Below are 17,622 nucleotides of genomic sequence, written 5' to 3' on the forward strand. Positions count from 1 at the left end.
GGCGAAGCGTCGGAGCGGTGCATGCAGGATGGAGTGAGCGACGATGATATCTTCCGATGATCTGACCCTGGGCCGGCGACCGGCAGGCCGCACGCTGATGACGGCCGACTGGCTGCTTGCCTACCATGGCGAAGGCCATTGCCTGGTGCCGCGCGGCGAACTGGTGATGGAGAATGGCAACGTCATCTTTGCCGGCCGTTGCTTCGATGGCGAGGTTGCCCGCAAGCTCGACTTCGGCAGCGCATTGATAAGCCCCGGTCTGGTCGATCTCGACGCTCTGTCGGATATCGACACCTATGTATTGGTCACCGACAACCAGCCGGGATGGGCCAAGGGGCGGATCTGGCCGCGGTCCTATGTCGAGCGTGGGCCATATGAGATGTACAGTCCGGAAGAGCTGGCTTTCCAGAAGCGCTTTTCCTTCGGGCTGTCGCTGCTTAACGGCGTCACCACGGCAGCGCCCATCGCGTCGCTCTATTATCGCGAGTGGGGCGAGACGGTCGCCGAATTCGACGCCGCAGCGGATGCGGCCGGCGATCTCGGTTTGCGCGTCTTCCTCAGCCCGGCCTATCGTTCCGGCGGCATGGTACTGGAGGCGCCCGGTCAAATCCTGCCGATGTTCGATGAGGAAAGAGGGTTGGCCGGCCTCACCGATGCGATCGCCTTCATCGAGCGGCAGCACGGCCGGCATGGCGGGCTGATCAACGGCATGTTCGCGCCCGACCGGGTCGAGACCTGCACGCTCGACGTCCTGCGGCGGACCATGGCGGCGGCTCGCGATCTCGATTGCCGGGTGCGCCTGCACATGGCTCAGGGCAAGCTGGAGCTCGACACCATGCGCCGGCTGCATGGCGTTTCCGGACCGCAGTGGATGGCAGACCACGGTTTGCTCAGCGAGCGGCTGATCGCGCCGCATGCCACCTACGCTTTGCCTGCGGATCTCCAGCATTATGCAGACAACGGCGTGTCCATCGCGCATTCGCCGCTGGTGTCGGCGCGCATGGGAAGCACGCTGAATTCGTTTGCCGCATGCAGGAAGCTCGGTATCAATATCGGCATGGCGACGGATACCTCGCCGCCCGACCTGCTCATGAACCTTTTGGTCGGTCTTATCGCCTGCCGCATCAGCGAGAAGGCGTCGGATGCGGTGCTGAGCAAGGACCTCTACGACGCAGCCACGCTGGGCGGTGCCAAGGCGCTGGGCCGCAGCGATCTCGGGCGCCTCGCCCCCGGCGCGAAGGCCGACATCGCGGTGTTTCGTCTCGACGATCCCTATATGACGCCGACGGTCGATCCCATCACGACACTGGTGCTGGGCGGTTCGGGCAGGGTCACGCAGGCGGTGTTTGTCGACGGGCGGTTGTCGATGCTTGACGGCAAGCTCGCCGGTTTCGACATCCGTGCGGCGCGCGAGCGTGCACAAAGACAGTTCGAAGGTTTGATTGCCAAATATCCCGACAGAAGCTGGCAGCATCCGCCGGTGTCGGAGATTTTCTCGCCGAGCTATCCCATTCTGACCTGATCAGGTCGGCTCGGTTCTCGCGTATCTTTCGAAAGCGGCGAGCCACGGCATTTGCGGGATAGTTCCGACAGCGCCGGTTGATCGGCCAGCCGTCCGTCGACCTCACGTCTCGCCGGCAAGCTCGCGGGCGAGAAGGCCGAATATCACGTCGAGCATCACATACATTGGCGCCCGGCCGGTGGGCACGATCAGCCGGGAGGCCGATGCCCGATAGGCGTTGAGATTGATGTTTTCATCCGCCAGCAACGCGACCTCGGACCCGCCCGGCGAGATCGCGACGATACGCGCGCCGGCCTTTCGCGCTATCTCGACATTGGAGATCAGATAGCTGGTGCGCCCCGAGAACGATAGAACGAAAAGCACATCCGATGCCGTGAGACGGGCGGCCGAAACCATCTGCAAGGTCGGATCGGAATATGCAACGCTTGCAATGCCGAGCGATGCCATGCGGTGCTGCGCCTCGGCCGCCAGAAAGCCCGACCCGCCGTAGCCGTAGACATCGATCCTGCGCGCATTTGCCAAAAGCCGCACGGTTCGGCGAAGCGACGCCAGGTCCAGATCGAGGCGCGTTTCCCTCAAGGTATCCGCCGCGCGGTTGAAGACGTCGTCGACGAGATCTGTGAAAGGGTCGGCGCCGCTTTCCGTTGCTGCCGGCAGCACCTGTCGCACGGCGAGTTGCTGCGCCAGTTTCAGACGGAAATCCGGAAACCCGTCGCATTCAAGCCTGCGGCAGAAACGGATGATCGACGGCTCGCTCACCTTGGCGATACGCGCGGCATCCGTAATGGACCAGGTTATTGCGGTGCTGGGCGTATCCAGGATCGCTTCCGCGATCCTGCGCTCGGCCGGCGTGAAAGTGGACAGTGACTGTCTGATCAAATCCAGCATGAGGCTCACTGCTCAAACATCATCGTAGCACTTTCAGGACGCGGCCTTTCGGAGATGCGGACTACAAGTTCCCATCGGCCATCAGTTGTGACAGGCAGGACGATTGATACTCAAAGCCGGCCTGCGCGACAACGAGCCTTTTTATGGACCCGAGTGTATGTTCACTCACATCGACCGGGCGCCCTTCCGAATCCTGGGCGATGATCTGCCCGGCCCCTGCCTGAACCAGCTGTATGCCGGCGGCCACATCCCAGGCGCTGAATTTGCATTCGTAGGTGACTGCCGCGCGTCCGACAGCCGCATAAGCCAGATGCAGCGCACAGGAACCGAGGCGCCGCACGGCGCGGAAGGAGATGACGAGATCGGCATAGGCTTCAAGCGCGGCGGGGGAGGGGCGCTCTCCTTCATAAGGCGCATTGGTCAGAAGCTCGACCTCGCGGTCGGTGCGGCCGCGCAGGAAGGGTTTGACCTCTTCGCCGTTGAGCGTCAGCTTCCCGTCGCTTGCCATGAAGATCTCGTCGCGGATCGGGTCATAAACGATCCCGCATACGGGCTCGCCGGCATGGTAGGCAGCAATCGAGACGCAGAAAAACGGCAAGCCGGAGGCGAAGTTGCTGGTGCCGTCGATCGGATCGATGATCCAGGTCGTGTCGCCTTCGCCCTGCCAGCCGCTTTCCTCGCTGAGAATGCGCGATTGCGGCAGGCGTGACCAGATGATGTCGCAGGCAGCTTTTTCTGCTGCCTTGTCGGAAACGGTGACGATATCGAAGAAGCCGGCTTTCTGCTGGGTCTGAAGGCTTTCGGGACTGGCCTCGATGAAGCCTTTTCTGGCCACGGCACCGGCGGCAAGCGCCGCTTCGCGGGCGACATCGGTGATGGTTTGGCGGAGGCTGGAAGGGGTGGTCCGATGGATGGTCATGCGGCAGTCCTGATTTCGGTTTGAGTGTTGGGCAAGAGCCAGACCGGCCTGCTGTCGATGGAAAGGCGGATCGGTTGGCCGGTCTCGGCGACACCGGTGCGGATGTAGTCGGTATCTGCGAGTACGCATTCCTGACCTTCGATATCGGTCAGATATTCGACATGGGCGCCTTGGAAGACGACGCGGCGCACCGTGACCTGCAACAACCCCTGCGGATCGACGCGGATATGCTCGGGCCGCACCACGCAACGAACGCCCTCGCCCAGGCGGAACGTGCGGTTGCCGCGCGGCAGGGAGAAGACGAGCGAAGCGCTGATACGCACCTGCACGCTATCGTCCCCGATGGCTTCCACGGTGCCGTCGAGGATATTGGCTTTGCCCATGAACTCGGCGACGAAGGCCGTGCCGGGGCGGGCATAGACATTCAGCGGCGTGTCATCCTGTTCGATGATGCCGTTGCGCATCACCACCACCCGGTCGGAAATCGCCATGGCCTCGCTCTGGTCGTGGGTGACATAAAGGCTCGTGATGCCGAGGCGAAGCTGGATGGTGCGCAATTCGTCCCGCATGCGCTCGCGCAGCTGGGCATCCAGATTGGACAAGGGTTCGTCGAACAGCAGCACCTTGGGTTGGGTGGCAACGGCGCGGGCAAGCGCCACCCGCTGCTGCTGGCCGCCCGACAGGCGCGACGGCGAACGATCCGCATATTGGGTCAGCGCCATGGTTTCGAGCATCGAATCGACACGCTCTTTCATCTCCGAGCGCTTCAGATTCAGCAGCCGTACGCCGTATTCGACGTTTTCACGAACGCTCATATGCGGAAAAAGCGCATAGCTCTGGAACACCATGCCGACATTGCGGGCATTGACGGGAACATTGGTAACGTCGCGGCCGCCGATCAGGATCGACCCCCCGGTCGGATTCTCGAAGCCGGCAAGCATGCGCAGCGTCGTGGTCTTGCCGCAGCCCGAAGGGCCGAGCAGCGTCACCAGCGTGCCTTCCTCGATCGTGAGGTTCAAATTGTTGACGGCAAGACCTGCCGCCGCGCCGGCAGCCCCGGGGAAACGCTTGCTGACATTGGAAAAGACGACTTTGGACATGAGATCACCTTTTGGTCGATACGGACGACAGGAGCAATTGCAGGACTGCCAGAATGGCGAGCACGACGACGACCAGAATGGTGCAATAGGCTGCGGCAACCCCAAGTTTCAGCGTTTCGACCTGCGACAGGATCGTCACGGTTATGAGCGTCCAGTTGGCCGAAACCAGAAAGATGACGGCGCTCAGCGTGGTCAGCGACCGTGTGAAGGCATAGGAAAGCGAAGTGAACAGCGCGGGCTTCAGGAGCGGCAATGTGACGGTGAAAAAGGTGCGCGTGTTCGATGCACCGAGGATGGTCGACGCTTCCTCGATGGAGCGGTCGATCTGCCGCAGCTGGTTGGAGCCTGCCTCTATGCCGACCTGGAGGTTCTTCACCACCATGGCGGCGATGACGATGAAAGCGGTGCCCGTCAGGAGCAGCGGCGGTGCGTTGAAGGTACTGATGTAACCGATGCCGAGGATGGTTCCGGGAGCGGCAAAGGACAGAAGCGTGCCCCAGCGCAGCAAGGCGCTTCCCGGAAAGGCCCGGCGGATCAAGAGATAGGCGATGAACATGCCCGCGATTGCCGTTATCGGCGTAGCGATGCTGGCGAGGATCAGAGAGTTGCTGAGCGTCTGAAATCCGGCAATGAACACCGTCATATAGTGCTCGACCGTCAGGGTATTGTTGACGCCGGGCAATTTGGTGAAGGAGACATACACGACCGTCAGATAGAAGAGCAGGATGGCGAAGACGATCGCATAGCAGACGAGCGACAGCGGCAGCACCACGCCGGGTCCGGAGATGCGGATGGTCTGGGCCGTCGGCTTGCCGGTGACGGTGACGTAGCTGCGCTTGCTCACCCAGTAACGATGCACGAGGAAGGCCGTCATGGAGGGCACCAGCATGAGGCTCGCCAGCAGCGCGCCGGAATGCAGGTCGAAATAGCCGACCATCTGCGAATAGGCCTCGACCGCCAGCGTGTTGAAATTGCCGCCGATCAGCATCGGATTGCCGAAATCCTCGACGGATTTCACAAAGACCAGCAGCGTCGAGCTCAGGATCGCCGGCGTGACGAGCGGCAGCGTGATGCGCGAAAAGGTCGTCCAGCGCGATCCGCCGAGGGAGGCCGAGGCATCTTCCAGGGCGCTGTCGATCGATTGCAGCATGCCCTTGATGTTGAGATAGGCAATCGGCGTGAAGGCCAGGGATTGAATCAGCACCAGGCTGTGGAAGCCATAGACATTGGCATTGCGGATGCCGAGCAGCTCGCGGGTGATAAGGCCGGAGCGCCCGAACAGGATAACGACGGCGAGCGCCATGACGAAGGGCGGCGAGATGATCGGCAGCAGCGCCACGCCATGGACGAAAGTCTTGCCGCGCATCGTCGTGCGGGTAACGGTAAAGGCGAGGACGAAACCCGCCGCCGTGGCCGCGACCGCGGACGTCGCGCCGAGCAGCAGCGTATGGTACAGCGACTGCCAGACGAACGGCTTGGCCAGTGTCGCAAGCAGGGCGGCGGCGTCGAAGCCGCTATCGGTAATTACCGCCTGCTTCAGCACCGTGAGAATCGGCAGCACGGCAAAGACCATCACCGACAGGGTGATGAGCGCGAAAATGCCGAACAGCCAGGGGTCGACGATGATGCTGCGCAGAAACGGCGCGGCCGCATTCCCCGTCCTGACGGACGGGGTGATATTGGTTGTGGACGACATGGCGGAAGCTCCCGTCTACCGAGTTACTTGGCGTCTGACTTTTGGCGGACTTCCGTTTCGTAACGCTGCAGCAGGCGTGCCCGGTTCTCACCGGCCCAGGCGAAATTGTAGTCGATCATCTTGACCTTGGAGAGATCGATCCTGGCCTTGGGGTTCTTGTATCCGGGGATGATGGGGCCGCGGAAAGTGGCGCCGATGGCTGCCTGCCCCTTTTCCGTCAAAACCCAATCGAGAAACTTGTCGGCGGATTTCGCCTGGTCTTCCGGCGCATTGGCGATCGCGGCGGCGGCGTTGACCTCGAAACCCGTGCCTTCCTCCGGGAAGGAGTAGCCGACCGGGTAGCCCTGTTCCAGGGCCGCTTCGATATCCTGGGTGTAGGCCATGGCCAGCGCGATTTCGTTGTTGGCAACCATGCGAGATGGAGCAACGCCGGAGCGGGTGTATTGCACGACATTTTCGTCGATCTTCTTCATCAGGTCGAACGCCTTGTCCTCGCCATCGAGCTGAACGACGGATGCAAGCGCGACATAGGCTGTTCCCGACGATGCCGGGTGGGCAAGCGCGACGCTGTCCTTGAAGACCGGATCGGCGAAGGAGCTCCAGCTTGTCGGGGGCTTGGCGTTCAGTTCGTCGAGCACCTGCTGGCTATAGGCGAAGACGATGGGGGAGAGCGAAATCGGCGTCCATCGGCCGTCCTTGTCGGTGTAGCGCTGGTCGACTTTCTCGATGCCGGCGGCCTTGTGCGAGGCGAGCAGGCCCTCGTCGGCGGCCTGTATGAAATTGTCGGCCGCGCCGGCAAGCCACAGTCCGGCTTGCGGATTGTTCTTTTCGGCGCGGATACGGGCAAGGATTTCCCCGGCGCCGATACGGACGAACTGCGCCTCGATGCCGGTATCGGTCTTGAAGGCCTTCAGAACGGAATCGCAATCGGCATCCGACATCGGGCAGTAGACGGTTAACCCGGCTGCGCTGGCACCGGCAGCGGACAATCCTTGCGCGCACAGTAAGACCAGCGCTGAAGCCAGCGCGAAACGACGTGACATACGAATTTCCTCCCAGAGATTGGTTCGCCCAAGGCGAGAAAGGCCCAGCTCCCAGCTGAAGCGAGACAAGCTATGTTAAAGAAAGCTACAAATGTCAACTGAAATGTAAATTATCTACATATCGCATTCTACAGCAGACACTGAGTGACAGTGCCGGCTTGCTCCGCCGGATGTGGGGCAATTTATTTTGATTTCCGATTAGTTATTGAAAGCCTTTGTATGACAGTTGCGCCGGCGTATGGCCGGAGCCGCTTGCTTCCAGGGATTTGTCCGCTGAACTTATGCTGCCGGAACTATGGAGGAACGATGAGTTCGTGCGACCTCCAGATTAAATTTATCGTAAATTTCGATATCGTTTCTGATATGGATATGTTGTTGGCAACGCGCATTTTTATTCGTGTCGTAGAGAGAGGCAGTATCTCCGCGGCCGCTCGAGACCTTGGCCGCTGCGGACGCTCTTGCCACGAGGCAGCTGAAGCGCGTCCTGCCCGAGTATGAAGCGCCGAGCTTTGCGTGCCGGCTTCTCTATCCGAAAACCGCGCCGGTCCCTGAAAAGACACGCCGGATCGTTGCATTTCTCAGAGAGGAATTTCGGTTTCTGGGAAGCGACGGCGAATCCTGACACGCTTCGCCGAAGCTTCGAGCTGCTCTATCTCCTTGTTTCCATGGAATTCCGCAGGGAGACCGCTGCACATTCTTTGCGGAATGCTTTGGAAAGCAGGTATGGCCCAAGGCAAAGGCGTGTCAGCCGTCATTCACCACTGGCGCGGAGCCAGCGCATATTCCGCGTAAGACCGCAGCTCGGCGCGCAAGAAATCGATAAGTCGCTTCGATATCTCCGAGGTCGTGTCGTTTCGCGGATACAGCATCCGCAGGCGAAAGCCGGGGGCCTGATATTCCGGCAGGACGCGCTTCAGTTGTCCGGCGGACAAGGCTTGCGCACCAGCCGGCACCTGCAAGACTCCGATGCCCGCGCCCGAAAGCAGCAAGGCAATCAGAGGGCGCCAATGGCCGACCGTCCATACCACATTGACATCGGTCGGCTCATCTTTGCCGTCCCGCGTCAGGGGAACCACACCGGCATCGTAGATGCCGGATACGGTTATGAAACTGTGAGCCATCAATTCACTCGTCGTGCGCGGCGTGCCATATTCGGCCAGATAGTCCGGCGACGCGGCCAGGACGCGCTGCACCACGCCGATTTCCTCATCGACGCAATTGTCGGCGCCTATGTTGCCGAGGCGCAGGGATATATCCACGCCGGCGGCGTCCGGATTCGTGATGCGGTCGTCAACCACCAGCTCAACCTTGATATGCGGATGAAGTCGCCGGAAGCGCATCAGAATTTGCGGCAGCACTATCTCGCCGATCCAGTGCGGCGCGGCCAGCCGCACCTTCCCGCGCAAGGCTTCCCCATTGCGCATGGTCACGCTTTCCGCCGTCGCGGCGGCTTCAAGCGCTTTCTTGCTCCGTTCGTAGAAGATGAGGCCGGTTTGCGTCGCACGCAATGACCGGGTGGTGCGTATAAGCAGTTGCTCCTGCAGATAGTCTTCCAGGCGGGCAATCCGCTCGCTGACGGTAGGTTGTCCCATGCCAAGATCGCGCGCGGCGACGGAGACGCTTCCCGCTTCCACAACCTTAACAAACACTCGCATCGCTGACAGCATATCCATGCGTATGGTATATCGGATTCACCGATATCAGCAATCGGATAAACGAAATAAATGGTTCCGCGTCGCGACTTGCAAAGGCTTTTCCGGACATGGGGTTTGCCGGCGCGTCGCGTGGCTTAATGATCGCGGTTCTTCGGTTGCCGCGCGATAAGCCGGCTTGGCGGATCAGAGATTCAGTGTTGAGCGCCTGCGACCATTCCGGTGCCACGCAGTCTGCCATGATTGCTGGCGCGGCGATCATGGCAGGCAAGCGCGCCAGACATGTCGTTGTCGTTCGAGCAAGGTTGATGAACGGCAGTTCGGTTCCGATGCGAGGCGTGCGCGCATTCATCGTGATTTTTGGATTTCATCATTGTTATCGTAAAATACGATATACAGCGGATTGATTGGCGATGAGGCTTCCCGTCGTGTAGATCAATGCCGCTTTAAATATCTATCGGAATATACGATTTCAGCTGGACCGAAACCTTTTAAGCGTATTTCACTGCCTCGGCCAGTCCTGTGGTTGGTGCCGGCGACTTTATAGAAAATACTATAATAGCTGTCTTATAATAGCTATCTTATGTGGCAGGCTTGGAAAAGAGCATCAAAATTCGATTTCCATGATTCTGGCTGATGCCGCGGCGGCGGATCAGGATTAATTTAGAGGTATTTTACGATATATTTTCGTAATTTATGTCGCATGAAGCCGTCTTTCCTTGTCCCGATAGGCCGGCAGGAGGAAGCAGCAGCGGCTTGTCGGTTTCAAAATTAACTTTATTTTACGATAAATCATCTTACCCCAGAGCCCGATCAGATCGGCTACAGGATAGGGTAATGGAGAGTACCATCGAGCTTCATCAGGCTGCAGTGCTATTGAAGGCGCTGGGCAATTCCAAGCGTCTGGAGATTGTGCTCCTGCTGCTGAACGGCGAGCGAAATGTCGGCGCGCTTGCGCAGGCGATGGGAATGAGCAACTCGGCGCTTTCGCAGCATCTGAAAAAGCTTCGCGACGCAGAAATTGTGGGAAGCCGCCGGGAATCCCAGGTGATTTTCTATTCGTTGCGAATGCGCTCGGTCACACGTTTGATCTATGCACTTGCGATGCCCGTCGAGCCTCCTGCCGGAAATGAAGTCGATTAATGGCAATGGCGGCGTAAACCGGCAAGGAGCTTCGGCCGTGCCGGCCGCGTCAGGCAGCCGTGTCGGGGAGCGGCGATGGAGAGCGTGGCAGAAATGGCGGCATGACGGCCCATTCCTCATCCCCTGATTTATGGCGAGGCACCGCGATCTCCTTTCAAGGAGATTGCATCATGTCGCTATTCGAAGCGACGCTGGTTTACAGGATGCTATCCGGAGCGGTCCAGCTTCTCACGAAAGCTCCGAACCGCTCCAGTTCCTTGTTTTGCCCGATTCGGACAGAAGCCAGGGAACTCCGGCGTGACCCGGAACGTGGTTGCCTGGAGCGCTTCCGCTTTTCTTCGAATCGCGAAAACGCCCCATCCTTTTGTTTTGACGCAAATCCAGATGGAAACCGCTGCGCAGTTTTCCTGGAGTTGCTTTAGCTGCTGTGGGTTATGATCGGATCGATGGGGCCAAGCGGGCCATCCATCGCGACTTCCACGATGCGCGCGGCTGCAAGAAGCGCAGCCTCCCCCCTCGGGTGCCCTATCAGCTGCAGGCCGACCGGCAATCCGTCCTTGTTCAGGCCGACCGGCACGGAGATGGCCGGCAGCCCTGTAACCGTGGCGAGATAGGAGAACCGCAGCCAGCTGATGTAATCGCTGAGCGGGACGCCATCGACTTCTGTCGGATATTCTTCCTCGATCGGCCCCGGCATGAGACCGACGACCGGGCATGCGAGGACATCGAACTTCTCAAGGAAGGCGATCATATTGTCGAAAATTCGAGTTCGGCCATACTGCGCATCATAGACGTCCTCGATCGTGATCGATTTTCCGAATTCAATGTTCTCGCGAAGCGTATCCTTGAAGTGGCGCTGCACTTCGAGCGGGGCGCGGCCTGGCAGGGCTGCCCAGAGCATCGAGCGGAGTACGCGATAGCTTCGATCCAGATCGGGCAGCGGAGGGCAGGCCTCCTCCACAATGGCGCCGGAACGCTCCACGCGAAGCAATGCAGCCCGAAGATGTTCGTCCATCGCTTTTGACGTGAGGGCATAGCCGTTCAGATCCGGCGTATAGGCGATCCGGAGCTTGCCCTCCGCCCGGATGACGGCATCCTGATAGGTCCCTTGCGGCGGCGGGAAGGAGATGGGCGACTTCGGATCGAAGCCGGCCATCGTGTCGAGGAACAGGGCGCAATCGCGTACGCTGCGCGCCATAGGGCCCTGTACGCCTTCCGTATGGAATTTGATCGGCCCGGGGCCTGCACCGGTAATGCCCGGGCTGGGACGGAAGCCGACGACGCCGCAATAGGCGGCGGGCGTGCGCAGCGATCCGGCAAGATCGGATCCATGCGCGAGCCAAACCTCGCCGGTCGCCAGCGAAGCCGCGGCTCCGCCAGAGGATCCGCCGGCGTTTTTCGAGGTGTTCCAGGGGTTGCGTGTCATGCCGAAAACAGCGTTGAACGTATTTGCGCCGGCGCCGAATTCGGGAGTATTGGTCTTGCCGACGACGATGCCGCCGCGCTTTTCGAGGCGCAAGACCAATGGATCGCTTTCTTCCGGAACATACTCGGCCAGCCCCTTTGAACCCATCGTCGTGCGCACGCCGGCAACACTTGTCAGATCCTTGATGGAGATCGGCAACCCGGCCAGCGCACCGCGCGCGTCGGTGGAGCTTGTATCGATCCGAGCGGCGGCGGCCTCGGCCCGGGCACGGCAAAGTGTCGGCATCGCATTGACTGCGGGCTCGACTTCGGCGACGCGATCATACGCCGCATTCAGCAGCTCCGACGGACTGACTTCCTTTCGCAGCAGCAGCGTCACGACCTCGTGAGCCTCTTTTGAGCAAAGCTCCGAACCGGTGAACTTGGAAAACGGCGTCATCGATTATCTTTCCTGATGTGAATTCCGATCGGCGCCCCGTTTGCCTTCGGGGCGCTCAAAGGGCGAAGGGTGGGTATGATCCCGATATGGATCATACCCATTGGATCGAAAGCTACTCTGCCTGCGGCAGCGAATACCAGTCGCTCGTCTTGACTGTCCACTTGCCGTCGACCAGCTGCATAACCTTCGTTGACTTCATCGGAGAGTGAGCCTTTGCATCTCCGAAGACGTATGTGCTGCCGGCCATCGGGTATTTGAGCTTCTTGCCCTCCTTCAACGCGGCCGTGACGGAGTCGCGCGTCACCTCGCCATCGATACCGGAAATGGTGTCGATCATCACCTTCGCCGCGAGATAACCGCCCTGCGAGAATGCCGTCTTCTTCAGGCCGGCCTTATCCGTCGTCTTGGTCCAGTCGGAATTTGCCGCACTGTTTTCTGTGTAAGGCTCCCATTCGGTGCCGATGTAGATGGGCTGCTTGCTATAGGCGAGCGCCTTGGCAACTCCTTCGGTATAGCTGGCGGCCAGGAAGAGCCAGTTTATACCGGAGATCTTCTGCGCATCGGCGGTTTTCACCCATTGCACCGCTCCGGGTTCGACCTGATTGGTAAGCACGGCGTCGCAACCCGTGTCGCGAGCCTTGATGACGTAAGGTGTCAGGTCGCCTTGCGGCGGCAGGGTCATGTCGACCAGCGCCACCTTCTTGCCGCTTGCCTTTTCCCAGGCGGCAAGAGCATTCGCATAAGCTTCCTTTGTACCGCCGATGATAATGAAGAATGCACATAGCTTCTTGGCGCCAAGGTCCTTGGCGGCATAGTCGAGCATCACGGTGCTAAGCGTGTAGGGGCCAACATTGACCGGGGAAATACTCGGCGCGTTGAAGCAGAGCGGGTCGATGCCGACGGCCGGCACCGATAATATTCCATTGCGATTGTAAATGCCTGCATTGACCGCGCAGTCGAGATGGCTTGCGCCGCCCGCAAGCGCGACGACACCCTTGTTGTCGATCAAATCGCGAGCAGCCTGAGCCGCGACCTGCGGATCGCCTTTGTCATCGGCGATGGTAAATTCGATCTTGCAGCCATTGATGCCGCCAGCGTCGTTGAGTTGGTCGAAAGTGGCTTTGGTCGCCTTCGGCGCGTCGGAGAAATCTGACAGACCCGTGATGGTGGAAATGGCGCCGACCTGGATTGGCCCGTTCTTGCAGGTGGGGGCCGCTTGCGCCGAAGATGCATATCCCGAGATGGCGAGCATCGTGAAAATGCCGCCAGTTAATATACCGCCGATCGAAGTCATGGTGTTCCCTATCATTATCCGGCGACCTTAACGGCGCCAAGTGAGTGTTCCGAATGCGCAGTTGATAGATATGACTTTATGAGTAAGCCTGCCGCCGTGCCCTGTGATTTCAAGCACATGCAAAGCCGGCGCTTTTTCAGACGCTGCCGGTGGTGCTCCCTGGGCATGCGTTGAAAAGGCGGCCGAGCCGGATTGGCACTGGTGTCCTCCTCCTGGACAAATGCGCGGTCGAAAAACAACCGGCGCACCCACTTCGACAAGTGGAAGTTATCGCCGCCGGTTCGTTATTTGAACCGCCGGCTCAATACAAGAGTTGCCTAGAGGTTGCGACATGTCAAGGTATTTTACATGTTAAATATGTATTTTCGAATAATTGCGAAATGTGTCTGCGGGCGAAGCTGCGAACCCAATTTCGTGGCTCTGCGCCGATCAAGTCTGCGGCCCACAGACAGCGGCTTGCTTCGGATAAGTCAGGCCGATTGTCATGTCGGGAGGTCCATGCATTGAAGCGGACGCCTTTTTTAATCCGGCTATCGAAATGACTGCCTGGGCGAGTTCGCCCGGCCGATCTATCCACGAAAAAGATGCCGTTCAATATTGCAGTCGCCGTCCTCGTAATTCTAATGTGACAGTTTGATGACAGAAACATGACAATAGGGAACGAGTGGAGGACCTGCATGAGACGATTTTCGTCCTACCTAATTATCGCAGCGCTTTTGGGTGCTGGACCGGTGTTTGCCGACGAGGCGAACTTCTCAGGCGCAACGACGGACGCCCTGGCGCATCACGATCCCATCCATTGGGTTAGCGTCGAGCAGATCGAGAAATCTCTTGAAGGCCAGCCTCCGATGACCGTCGGATTCGATGTCGACGATACCGTGCTGTTTTCCAGCCCTTGCTTTTTCTACGGGCAGCAGAAGTATTCGCCGGGCAGCTATGACTATCTGAAGAATGACGCCTTTTGGACTGATATCAACGCCAATTGCGATATCAACTACTCGATCCCGAAAGAGGTCGCCGCCAAGCTGATCGCTATGCATACAAAGCGTGGCGACACGATCTACTTTATCACCGGCCGGACCAAGAGCCCGGGCGAGCGGCTGACCGAGACCATCAAACGCGACTTCAAGATGGAAAAGATCAATGCGGTCGTCTTCACGGCGGGGGATAGTACGAAAACCTCCTTCCTCCGGGATCATGGCGTCAAGATTTATTATGGCGATGCCGACGGTGACATGCGTCAGGCCATGGAGATCGGCGCACGGCCGATCCGGGTGCTTCGCGCCTCGAACACCACCTACAAGCCGATGCCCAAGAATGGCGGGCTCGGAGAGGAAGTGATTATCGATTCCGATCACTGAGGCGCTGCACGGCAGCGCCGGGGTTAAGCTCAAGGAGAGGTCGCGCCGGGAGCGCGATTTCTCCACGGCGCGCACCTGCGGCGCAGGGCGCTTGCGGATCGGTTTGTCGTCAATCCGGATCGCCAAAGCCGGCTTTATCCATACGCATCCCGATCGGAAAGATTTCCGGCTCGGGATGCGCATGGAGCTTCACCGATCTTGAGGCCGGCGACATGGTCGCGATACGCAACGCGGGCGATCCCGGCAGCCGGGCTTTACCGTCACGCGCGCAGCGTCTGCCATAGCGGTCTCGATCGGCGATTTTCAGCCGTGCGAAGCCGCAGCTATTGCCTCGCTTCTGATTTCTTCCGTCAATTTTAGCCGTAGCGCGGAGAATTCCGGGCTTGCCTTGACGGTGTAATGGCGCGGGTGGGGCAGATCTACGGGGGTGATGGATTTGATGCGGCCGGGGCGCGCCGTCATCGTCACCACGCGCGATGCCATGAATACGGCCTCCTCGATGTCGTGCGTCACGAAGACCACGGTCTTCTGCTCCCGTTCCCATATTCCGAGCAGCAATTCCTGCATGAGGCCGCGCGTCTGATTGTCGAGCGCGCCGAAAGGCTCGTCGAGCAGAAGTATTTTCGGGTCGTTGGCCAAAGCGCGCGCTATCGCCGTGCGCTGCTGCATGCCGCCGGACAATTGCTTCGGCCAATGATTCTCGAAACCGCGCAGTCCGACCTTGTCCATGTAGCTCGCGACGATGTCGTTTCTTTCCTTCTCCGCGATGCCGCGTTCGCGCAGGCCGAAGGCAACGTTGTCGCGTATCGTCAGCCATGGGAACAGCGTATAGGACTGGAATACCATGCCGCGATCCGCGCTGGGACCGGTCACTTCCTTGCCGTCCAGCGTCACCTTGCCGGTCGTCGGCCGGTCGAGGCCGGCAATGATCCGCAGGAGGGTGGACTTGCCGCACCCCGAAGGTCCCAGAATGGTAACGAAGTCGTTGCGGGGAATATCGAGCGTCGTGGGCTGCAGGGCGAGGGTCGGCGCGCCGCCCCGCACGCCGGGAAAGGTGCGGCTGACATCCAGGATCCGAAGTTCGCCGGGAGCACTCATGCGAACCTCCATGCGAACAGCTTGCGGTTCACGAACTTGAAGGCGAAATCGGAAACGAGGCCGATCAGGCCGATCACGATGATGCCGAAGATAATCTGGCCGGTGGCGAGAAGCGCCTGGCTGTTGATGATCATATAGCCGATGCCCGAGGATGCGCCGATGAGTTCGGCGACGATGACATAGGTCCAGGCCCAGCCGAGAACGAGCCGCAGCGTTTCACCGATATCGGGAGCGGCCGCCGGAATCAGCACGCGCCGCACGACTCCGCGATCGGTGGCGCCCAACGTATAGGCGGCCTCCACCAGATCCCGCCGTGTCCCGGAAACCGAAACCGCCACCATCAGAATGATCTGAAACACCGCTCCGATGAATATGACGAGCAGCTTCTGCGTCTCTCCGATGCCGGCCCACAGGATCAATAGCGGCACGAAGGCCGACGCCGGCAAATAGCGGGCGAAGGAGACGAAAGGCTCGAGAAGCGCCTCGATCGGCTTGTAGGCTCCCATGAGGATGCCGAGCGGCACGGCAACGAGCGCCGACAACACGAAACCGCCGAGAACGCGCCAGATCGTCATGCCGATATCGAAGAGAAAGCCCTGGTTGGCAAGAAGATCATAGCCATCGCTTACCATGGTGATGGGGTCGGCGAGGAAGGTCTTGGATACGAAGCCGCCGAGGGTCAGATAGCCCCAGCCGGCGAAGAAAAGAACGAAAAAAAGCAGGCCGTAGACCAAGCGGCTGCCGGGACTGATGGGTTCGAGTGGGCGCATTGTATCTCTTGTCTTGGAAAGGCGTGCCGAGGGGTCGGCACGCTTATCGATGGCCCGTGGCCTACTCGATGAAGGATGGATCAGCCAGCTTTGAAAGATCCGGCTTCTGCTTGATGACGCCGGCATCGAGCAAAATCTTGGCCGCTTCCACATTGAAGCTCTTGAAGGTCGTCTCGAAGAACTTCTTCGTGGCCGCCTTGTCCTGCCATTCCAGGTAGGCAGCCGATTCACCGAATTCCTTGCCGGTCTGTTTCACATCCTTGCCCATGATCTCGAACGACTTGTCCTTGTCGGTCTTGATCATCTCAAGGGCGTCATAGTAGCTCGCGGCCAATGCCTTGGCGGCATCCGGATGGTCCTTCAGGAAGCCCGTGGTGCAGCCGAACGTATCCATGACGGCCGGATAGTCTATCGTCGTCGCGATGATCTTGCCCTTGTCGGGGGCCGCGCGCACGGCAGACAGATAGGGTTCGTAGGTGACGGCGGCGTCGTTCTGGCCCGCAAGCAGAGCCTGTGCCGCAGGACCCGGCTCCATGTTGACGATCTTCACGTCCTTCATGGTCATGCCGTTCTTGGCAAGAATGAAGGCCAGGAGGAAGTAGGGCGACGTTCCCGGCGCCGATGCCGCGACCGTCTTGCCCTTCAGGTCGGCCACTTTCTCGATGCCCGGCTTGGCCGCGATTCCGTCGGCGCCGTGCGAAACATCGAGCTGGAACAATTGCGTGGTGGCGACGCCGGCCGCGTTCCAGACGATCCAGGTTTCCACCGTCGTTGCCGCGCATTGAATATCGCCGGAGGCCAGAGCCAGATGACGGCTTGCCTGCGGCACCTTCGCCACGGTGACGTCAAGCCCGTGCTTCTTGAAGATGCCGGCTTCCTTGGCCAGCGTCAGCGGTGCAAACCCCGTCCAGCCCGAAATGCCGATCGATACTTTCGTATCCGCGGCATAGGCGTGGCCGAAGCCGGCCAGAGCTGTAAAGGCGGCGAGAAACAATGCCTTTTTCATAATGTGAAGTTCCCTGCTCGTTGTTGAGGCAGTTTATGTTACTGCCGTTTTTATCGGCGACATATTGCGCACGCGACTTTTCTTTGTCCAGCAAAAGAACTCATCCCGGTCCGGTTTGATGGCGGACGCAGGGCCATAGGTCCCGCTCGGTTTGAGGCGAGAAAGCGTGTCCCGCGATATTTATACTTCCGGCAAGACAGGAGCGCCGGAGAGGGAGCTGTCAGCGGCAGAAGCCTTATCCCATTTTCCTCGGGGAAGGCAGCATG

15 protein-coding genes and 1 pseudogene are annotated in these 17,622 nt (G+C 59.7%); 4 read left to right on the forward strand and 12 right to left on the reverse strand.

Annotated elements, in window-relative coordinates; translation table 11 throughout:
- The first annotated feature begins 43 nt into the window (after positions 1-43).
- Positions 44-1,522 carry an amidohydrolase family protein gene (locus tag ACJJVH_RS20835; protein WP_412066011.1) on the forward strand — a complete coding sequence of 493 codons (1,479 nt, stop codon included), beginning with the start codon at positions 44-46 and terminating at the stop codon, positions 1,520-1,522.
- Positions 1,523-1,624: 102 nt separating this feature from the next.
- On the opposite strand, the gene ACJJVH_RS20840 is transcribed toward ACJJVH_RS20835, so the two are convergent.
- From ACJJVH_RS20840 to ACJJVH_RS20860, 5 genes are all read right to left on the reverse strand, one after another.
- On the reverse strand, positions 1,625-2,410 hold the full coding sequence (locus tag ACJJVH_RS20840; RefSeq protein ID WP_113393187.1) for a MurR/RpiR family transcriptional regulator: 786 nt from the start codon (positions 2,408-2,410) through the stop codon (positions 1,625-1,627).
- 61 nt (positions 2,411-2,471) lie between these two features.
- Complete coding sequence (locus ACJJVH_RS20845) at positions 2,472-3,329, reverse strand: inositol monophosphatase family protein (protein WP_412066012.1); 858 nt, start codon at positions 3,327-3,329, stop codon at positions 2,472-2,474.
- On the reverse strand, positions 3,326-4,429 hold the full coding sequence (locus ACJJVH_RS20850; protein ID WP_412066013.1) for an ABC transporter ATP-binding protein: 1,104 nt from the start codon (positions 4,427-4,429) through the stop codon (positions 3,326-3,328). Before ACJJVH_RS20850 ends, ACJJVH_RS20845 begins: the two co-directional genes overlap by 4 nt.
- A gap of 4 nt (positions 4,430-4,433) precedes the next feature.
- A complete protein-coding gene (locus ACJJVH_RS20855) occupies positions 4,434-6,125 on the reverse strand; it encodes an ABC transporter permease (protein WP_412066014.1) in 1,692 nt (563 codons plus the stop codon).
- Positions 6,126-6,148: 23 nt separating this feature from the next.
- Positions 6,149-7,168, reverse strand: a complete 1,020-nt coding sequence (locus ACJJVH_RS20860) for an ABC transporter substrate-binding protein (RefSeq protein ID WP_412066015.1) — start codon at positions 7,166-7,168, stop codon at positions 6,149-6,151.
- Positions 7,169-7,531: 363 nt separating this feature from the next.
- Here ACJJVH_RS20860 and ACJJVH_RS20865 point away from each other — a divergent pair.
- Positions 7,532-7,612 (forward strand): annotated as a pseudogene (locus tag ACJJVH_RS20865) (helix-turn-helix domain-containing protein); the annotation flags it as partial.
- A 311-nt stretch (positions 7,613-7,923) separates the two neighbouring features.
- Here the strand turns inward: ACJJVH_RS20865 and ACJJVH_RS20870 are convergent.
- Both ACJJVH_RS20870 and ACJJVH_RS20875 read right to left on the reverse strand, forming a co-directional pair.
- Complete coding sequence (locus ACJJVH_RS20870) at positions 7,924-8,835, reverse strand: LysR family transcriptional regulator (RefSeq protein ID WP_412066016.1); 912 nt, start codon at positions 8,833-8,835, stop codon at positions 7,924-7,926.
- On the reverse strand, positions 8,807-9,172 hold the full coding sequence (locus ACJJVH_RS20875) for a hypothetical protein (protein WP_412066017.1): 366 nt from the start codon (positions 9,170-9,172) through the stop codon (positions 8,807-8,809). The genes ACJJVH_RS20870 and ACJJVH_RS20875 overlap by 29 nt, the downstream gene beginning before the upstream one ends.
- A 485-nt stretch (positions 9,173-9,657) precedes the next feature.
- On the opposite strand from ACJJVH_RS20875, the gene ACJJVH_RS20880 reads away from it, so the two are divergent.
- Positions 9,658-9,963: an ArsR/SmtB family transcription factor gene (locus ACJJVH_RS20880; RefSeq protein ID WP_412066018.1), complete on the forward strand. Its 306-nt coding sequence runs from the start codon at positions 9,658-9,660 to the stop codon at positions 9,961-9,963.
- Between the two features lie 418 nt (positions 9,964-10,381).
- Here the strand turns inward: ACJJVH_RS20880 and ACJJVH_RS20885 are convergent, their stop codons facing one another.
- Together ACJJVH_RS20885 and ACJJVH_RS20890 are read right to left on the reverse strand one after the other, a co-directional pair.
- A complete protein-coding gene (locus tag ACJJVH_RS20885; protein WP_412066019.1) occupies positions 10,382-11,827 on the reverse strand; it encodes an amidase in 1,446 nt (481 codons plus the stop codon).
- A gap of 112 nt (positions 11,828-11,939) precedes the next feature.
- Positions 11,940-13,079 carry an ABC transporter substrate-binding protein gene (locus ACJJVH_RS20890; RefSeq protein WP_412066249.1) on the reverse strand — a complete coding sequence of 380 codons (1,140 nt, stop codon included), beginning with the start codon at positions 13,077-13,079 and terminating at the stop codon, positions 11,940-11,942.
- Between the two features lie 719 nt (positions 13,080-13,798).
- Between ACJJVH_RS20890 and aphA the strand changes: the two genes are divergently transcribed.
- A complete protein-coding gene (gene aphA / locus ACJJVH_RS20895; RefSeq protein WP_412066020.1) occupies positions 13,799-14,482 on the forward strand; it encodes an acid phosphatase AphA in 684 nt (227 codons plus the stop codon).
- A 303-nt stretch (positions 14,483-14,785) separates the two neighbouring features.
- On the opposite strand, the gene ACJJVH_RS20900 is transcribed toward aphA, so the two are convergent.
- The 3 genes from ACJJVH_RS20900 to ACJJVH_RS20910 all read right to left on the reverse strand — a co-directional run bounded on the left by ACJJVH_RS20900 (position 14,786) and on the right by ACJJVH_RS20910 (position 17,356).
- Positions 14,786-15,580, reverse strand: a complete 795-nt coding sequence (locus ACJJVH_RS20900; RefSeq protein WP_112800207.1) for an ABC transporter ATP-binding protein — start codon at positions 15,578-15,580, stop codon at positions 14,786-14,788.
- Entirely contained in the window at positions 15,577-16,350 is a 774-nt protein-coding gene (locus ACJJVH_RS20905) for an ABC transporter permease (protein ID WP_112799269.1), read from the reverse strand. The genes ACJJVH_RS20900 and ACJJVH_RS20905 overlap by 4 nt, the downstream gene beginning before the upstream one ends.
- A 61-nt stretch (positions 16,351-16,411) precedes the next feature.
- Entirely contained in the window at positions 16,412-17,356 is a 945-nt protein-coding gene (locus ACJJVH_RS20910; RefSeq protein WP_412066021.1) for an ABC transporter substrate-binding protein, read from the reverse strand.
- Between the last annotated feature and the right edge of the window lie 266 nt (positions 17,357-17,622).

It is taken from the genome of Rhizobium sp. SYY.PMSO (assembly GCF_046840415.1).
Lineage (GTDB): Bacteria > Pseudomonadota > Alphaproteobacteria > Rhizobiales > Rhizobiaceae > Rhizobium.

Excerpts from the sequence above, each read along its gene's own strand:
- ACJJVH_RS20890 (WP_412066249.1), bottom strand. The coding sequence starts at position 13,079 with ATGCTCGCCATCTCGGGATATGCATCTTCGGCGCAAGCGGCCCCCACC.
- ACJJVH_RS20860 (WP_412066015.1), bottom strand. The coding sequence starts at position 7,168 with ATGTCACGTCGTTTCGCGCTGGCTTCAGCGCTGGTCTTACTGTGCGCG.
- ACJJVH_RS20850 (WP_412066013.1), bottom strand. The coding sequence starts at position 4,429 with ATGTCCAAAGTCGTCTTTTCCAATGTCAGCAAGCGTTTCCCCGGGGCT.
- ACJJVH_RS20885 (WP_412066019.1), bottom strand. The coding sequence starts at position 11,827 with ATGACGCCGTTTTCCAAGTTCACCGGTTCGGAGCTTTGCTCAAAAGAG.
- ACJJVH_RS20910 (WP_412066021.1), bottom strand. The coding sequence starts at position 17,356 with ATGAAAAAGGCATTGTTTCTCGCCGCCTTTACAGCTCTGGCCGGCTTC.
- ACJJVH_RS20880 (WP_412066018.1), top strand. The coding sequence starts at position 9,658 with ATGGAGAGTACCATCGAGCTTCATCAGGCTGCAGTGCTATTGAAGGCG.
- ACJJVH_RS20835 (WP_412066011.1), top strand. The coding sequence starts at position 44 with ATGATATCTTCCGATGATCTGACCCTGGGCCGGCGACCGGCAGGCCGC.
- ACJJVH_RS20870 (WP_412066016.1), bottom strand. The coding sequence starts at position 8,835 with ATGCTGTCAGCGATGCGAGTGTTTGTTAAGGTTGTGGAAGCGGGAAGC.
- ACJJVH_RS20875 (WP_412066017.1), bottom strand. The coding sequence starts at position 9,172 with ATGAATGCGCGCACGCCTCGCATCGGAACCGAACTGCCGTTCATCAAC.
- ACJJVH_RS20905 (WP_112799269.1), bottom strand. The coding sequence starts at position 16,350 with ATGCGCCCACTCGAACCCATCAGTCCCGGCAGCCGCTTGGTCTACGGC.
- ACJJVH_RS20900 (WP_112800207.1), bottom strand. The coding sequence starts at position 15,580 with ATGAGTGCTCCCGGCGAACTTCGGATCCTGGATGTCAGCCGCACCTTT.
- aphA (WP_412066020.1), top strand. The coding sequence starts at position 13,799 with ATGAGACGATTTTCGTCCTACCTAATTATCGCAGCGCTTTTGGGTGCT.
- ACJJVH_RS20840 (WP_113393187.1), bottom strand. The coding sequence starts at position 2,410 with ATGCTGGATTTGATCAGACAGTCACTGTCCACTTTCACGCCGGCCGAG.
- ACJJVH_RS20855 (WP_412066014.1), bottom strand. The coding sequence starts at position 6,125 with ATGTCGTCCACAACCAATATCACCCCGTCCGTCAGGACGGGGAATGCG.
- ACJJVH_RS20845 (WP_412066012.1), bottom strand. The coding sequence starts at position 3,329 with ATGACCATCCATCGGACCACCCCTTCCAGCCTCCGCCAAACCATCACC.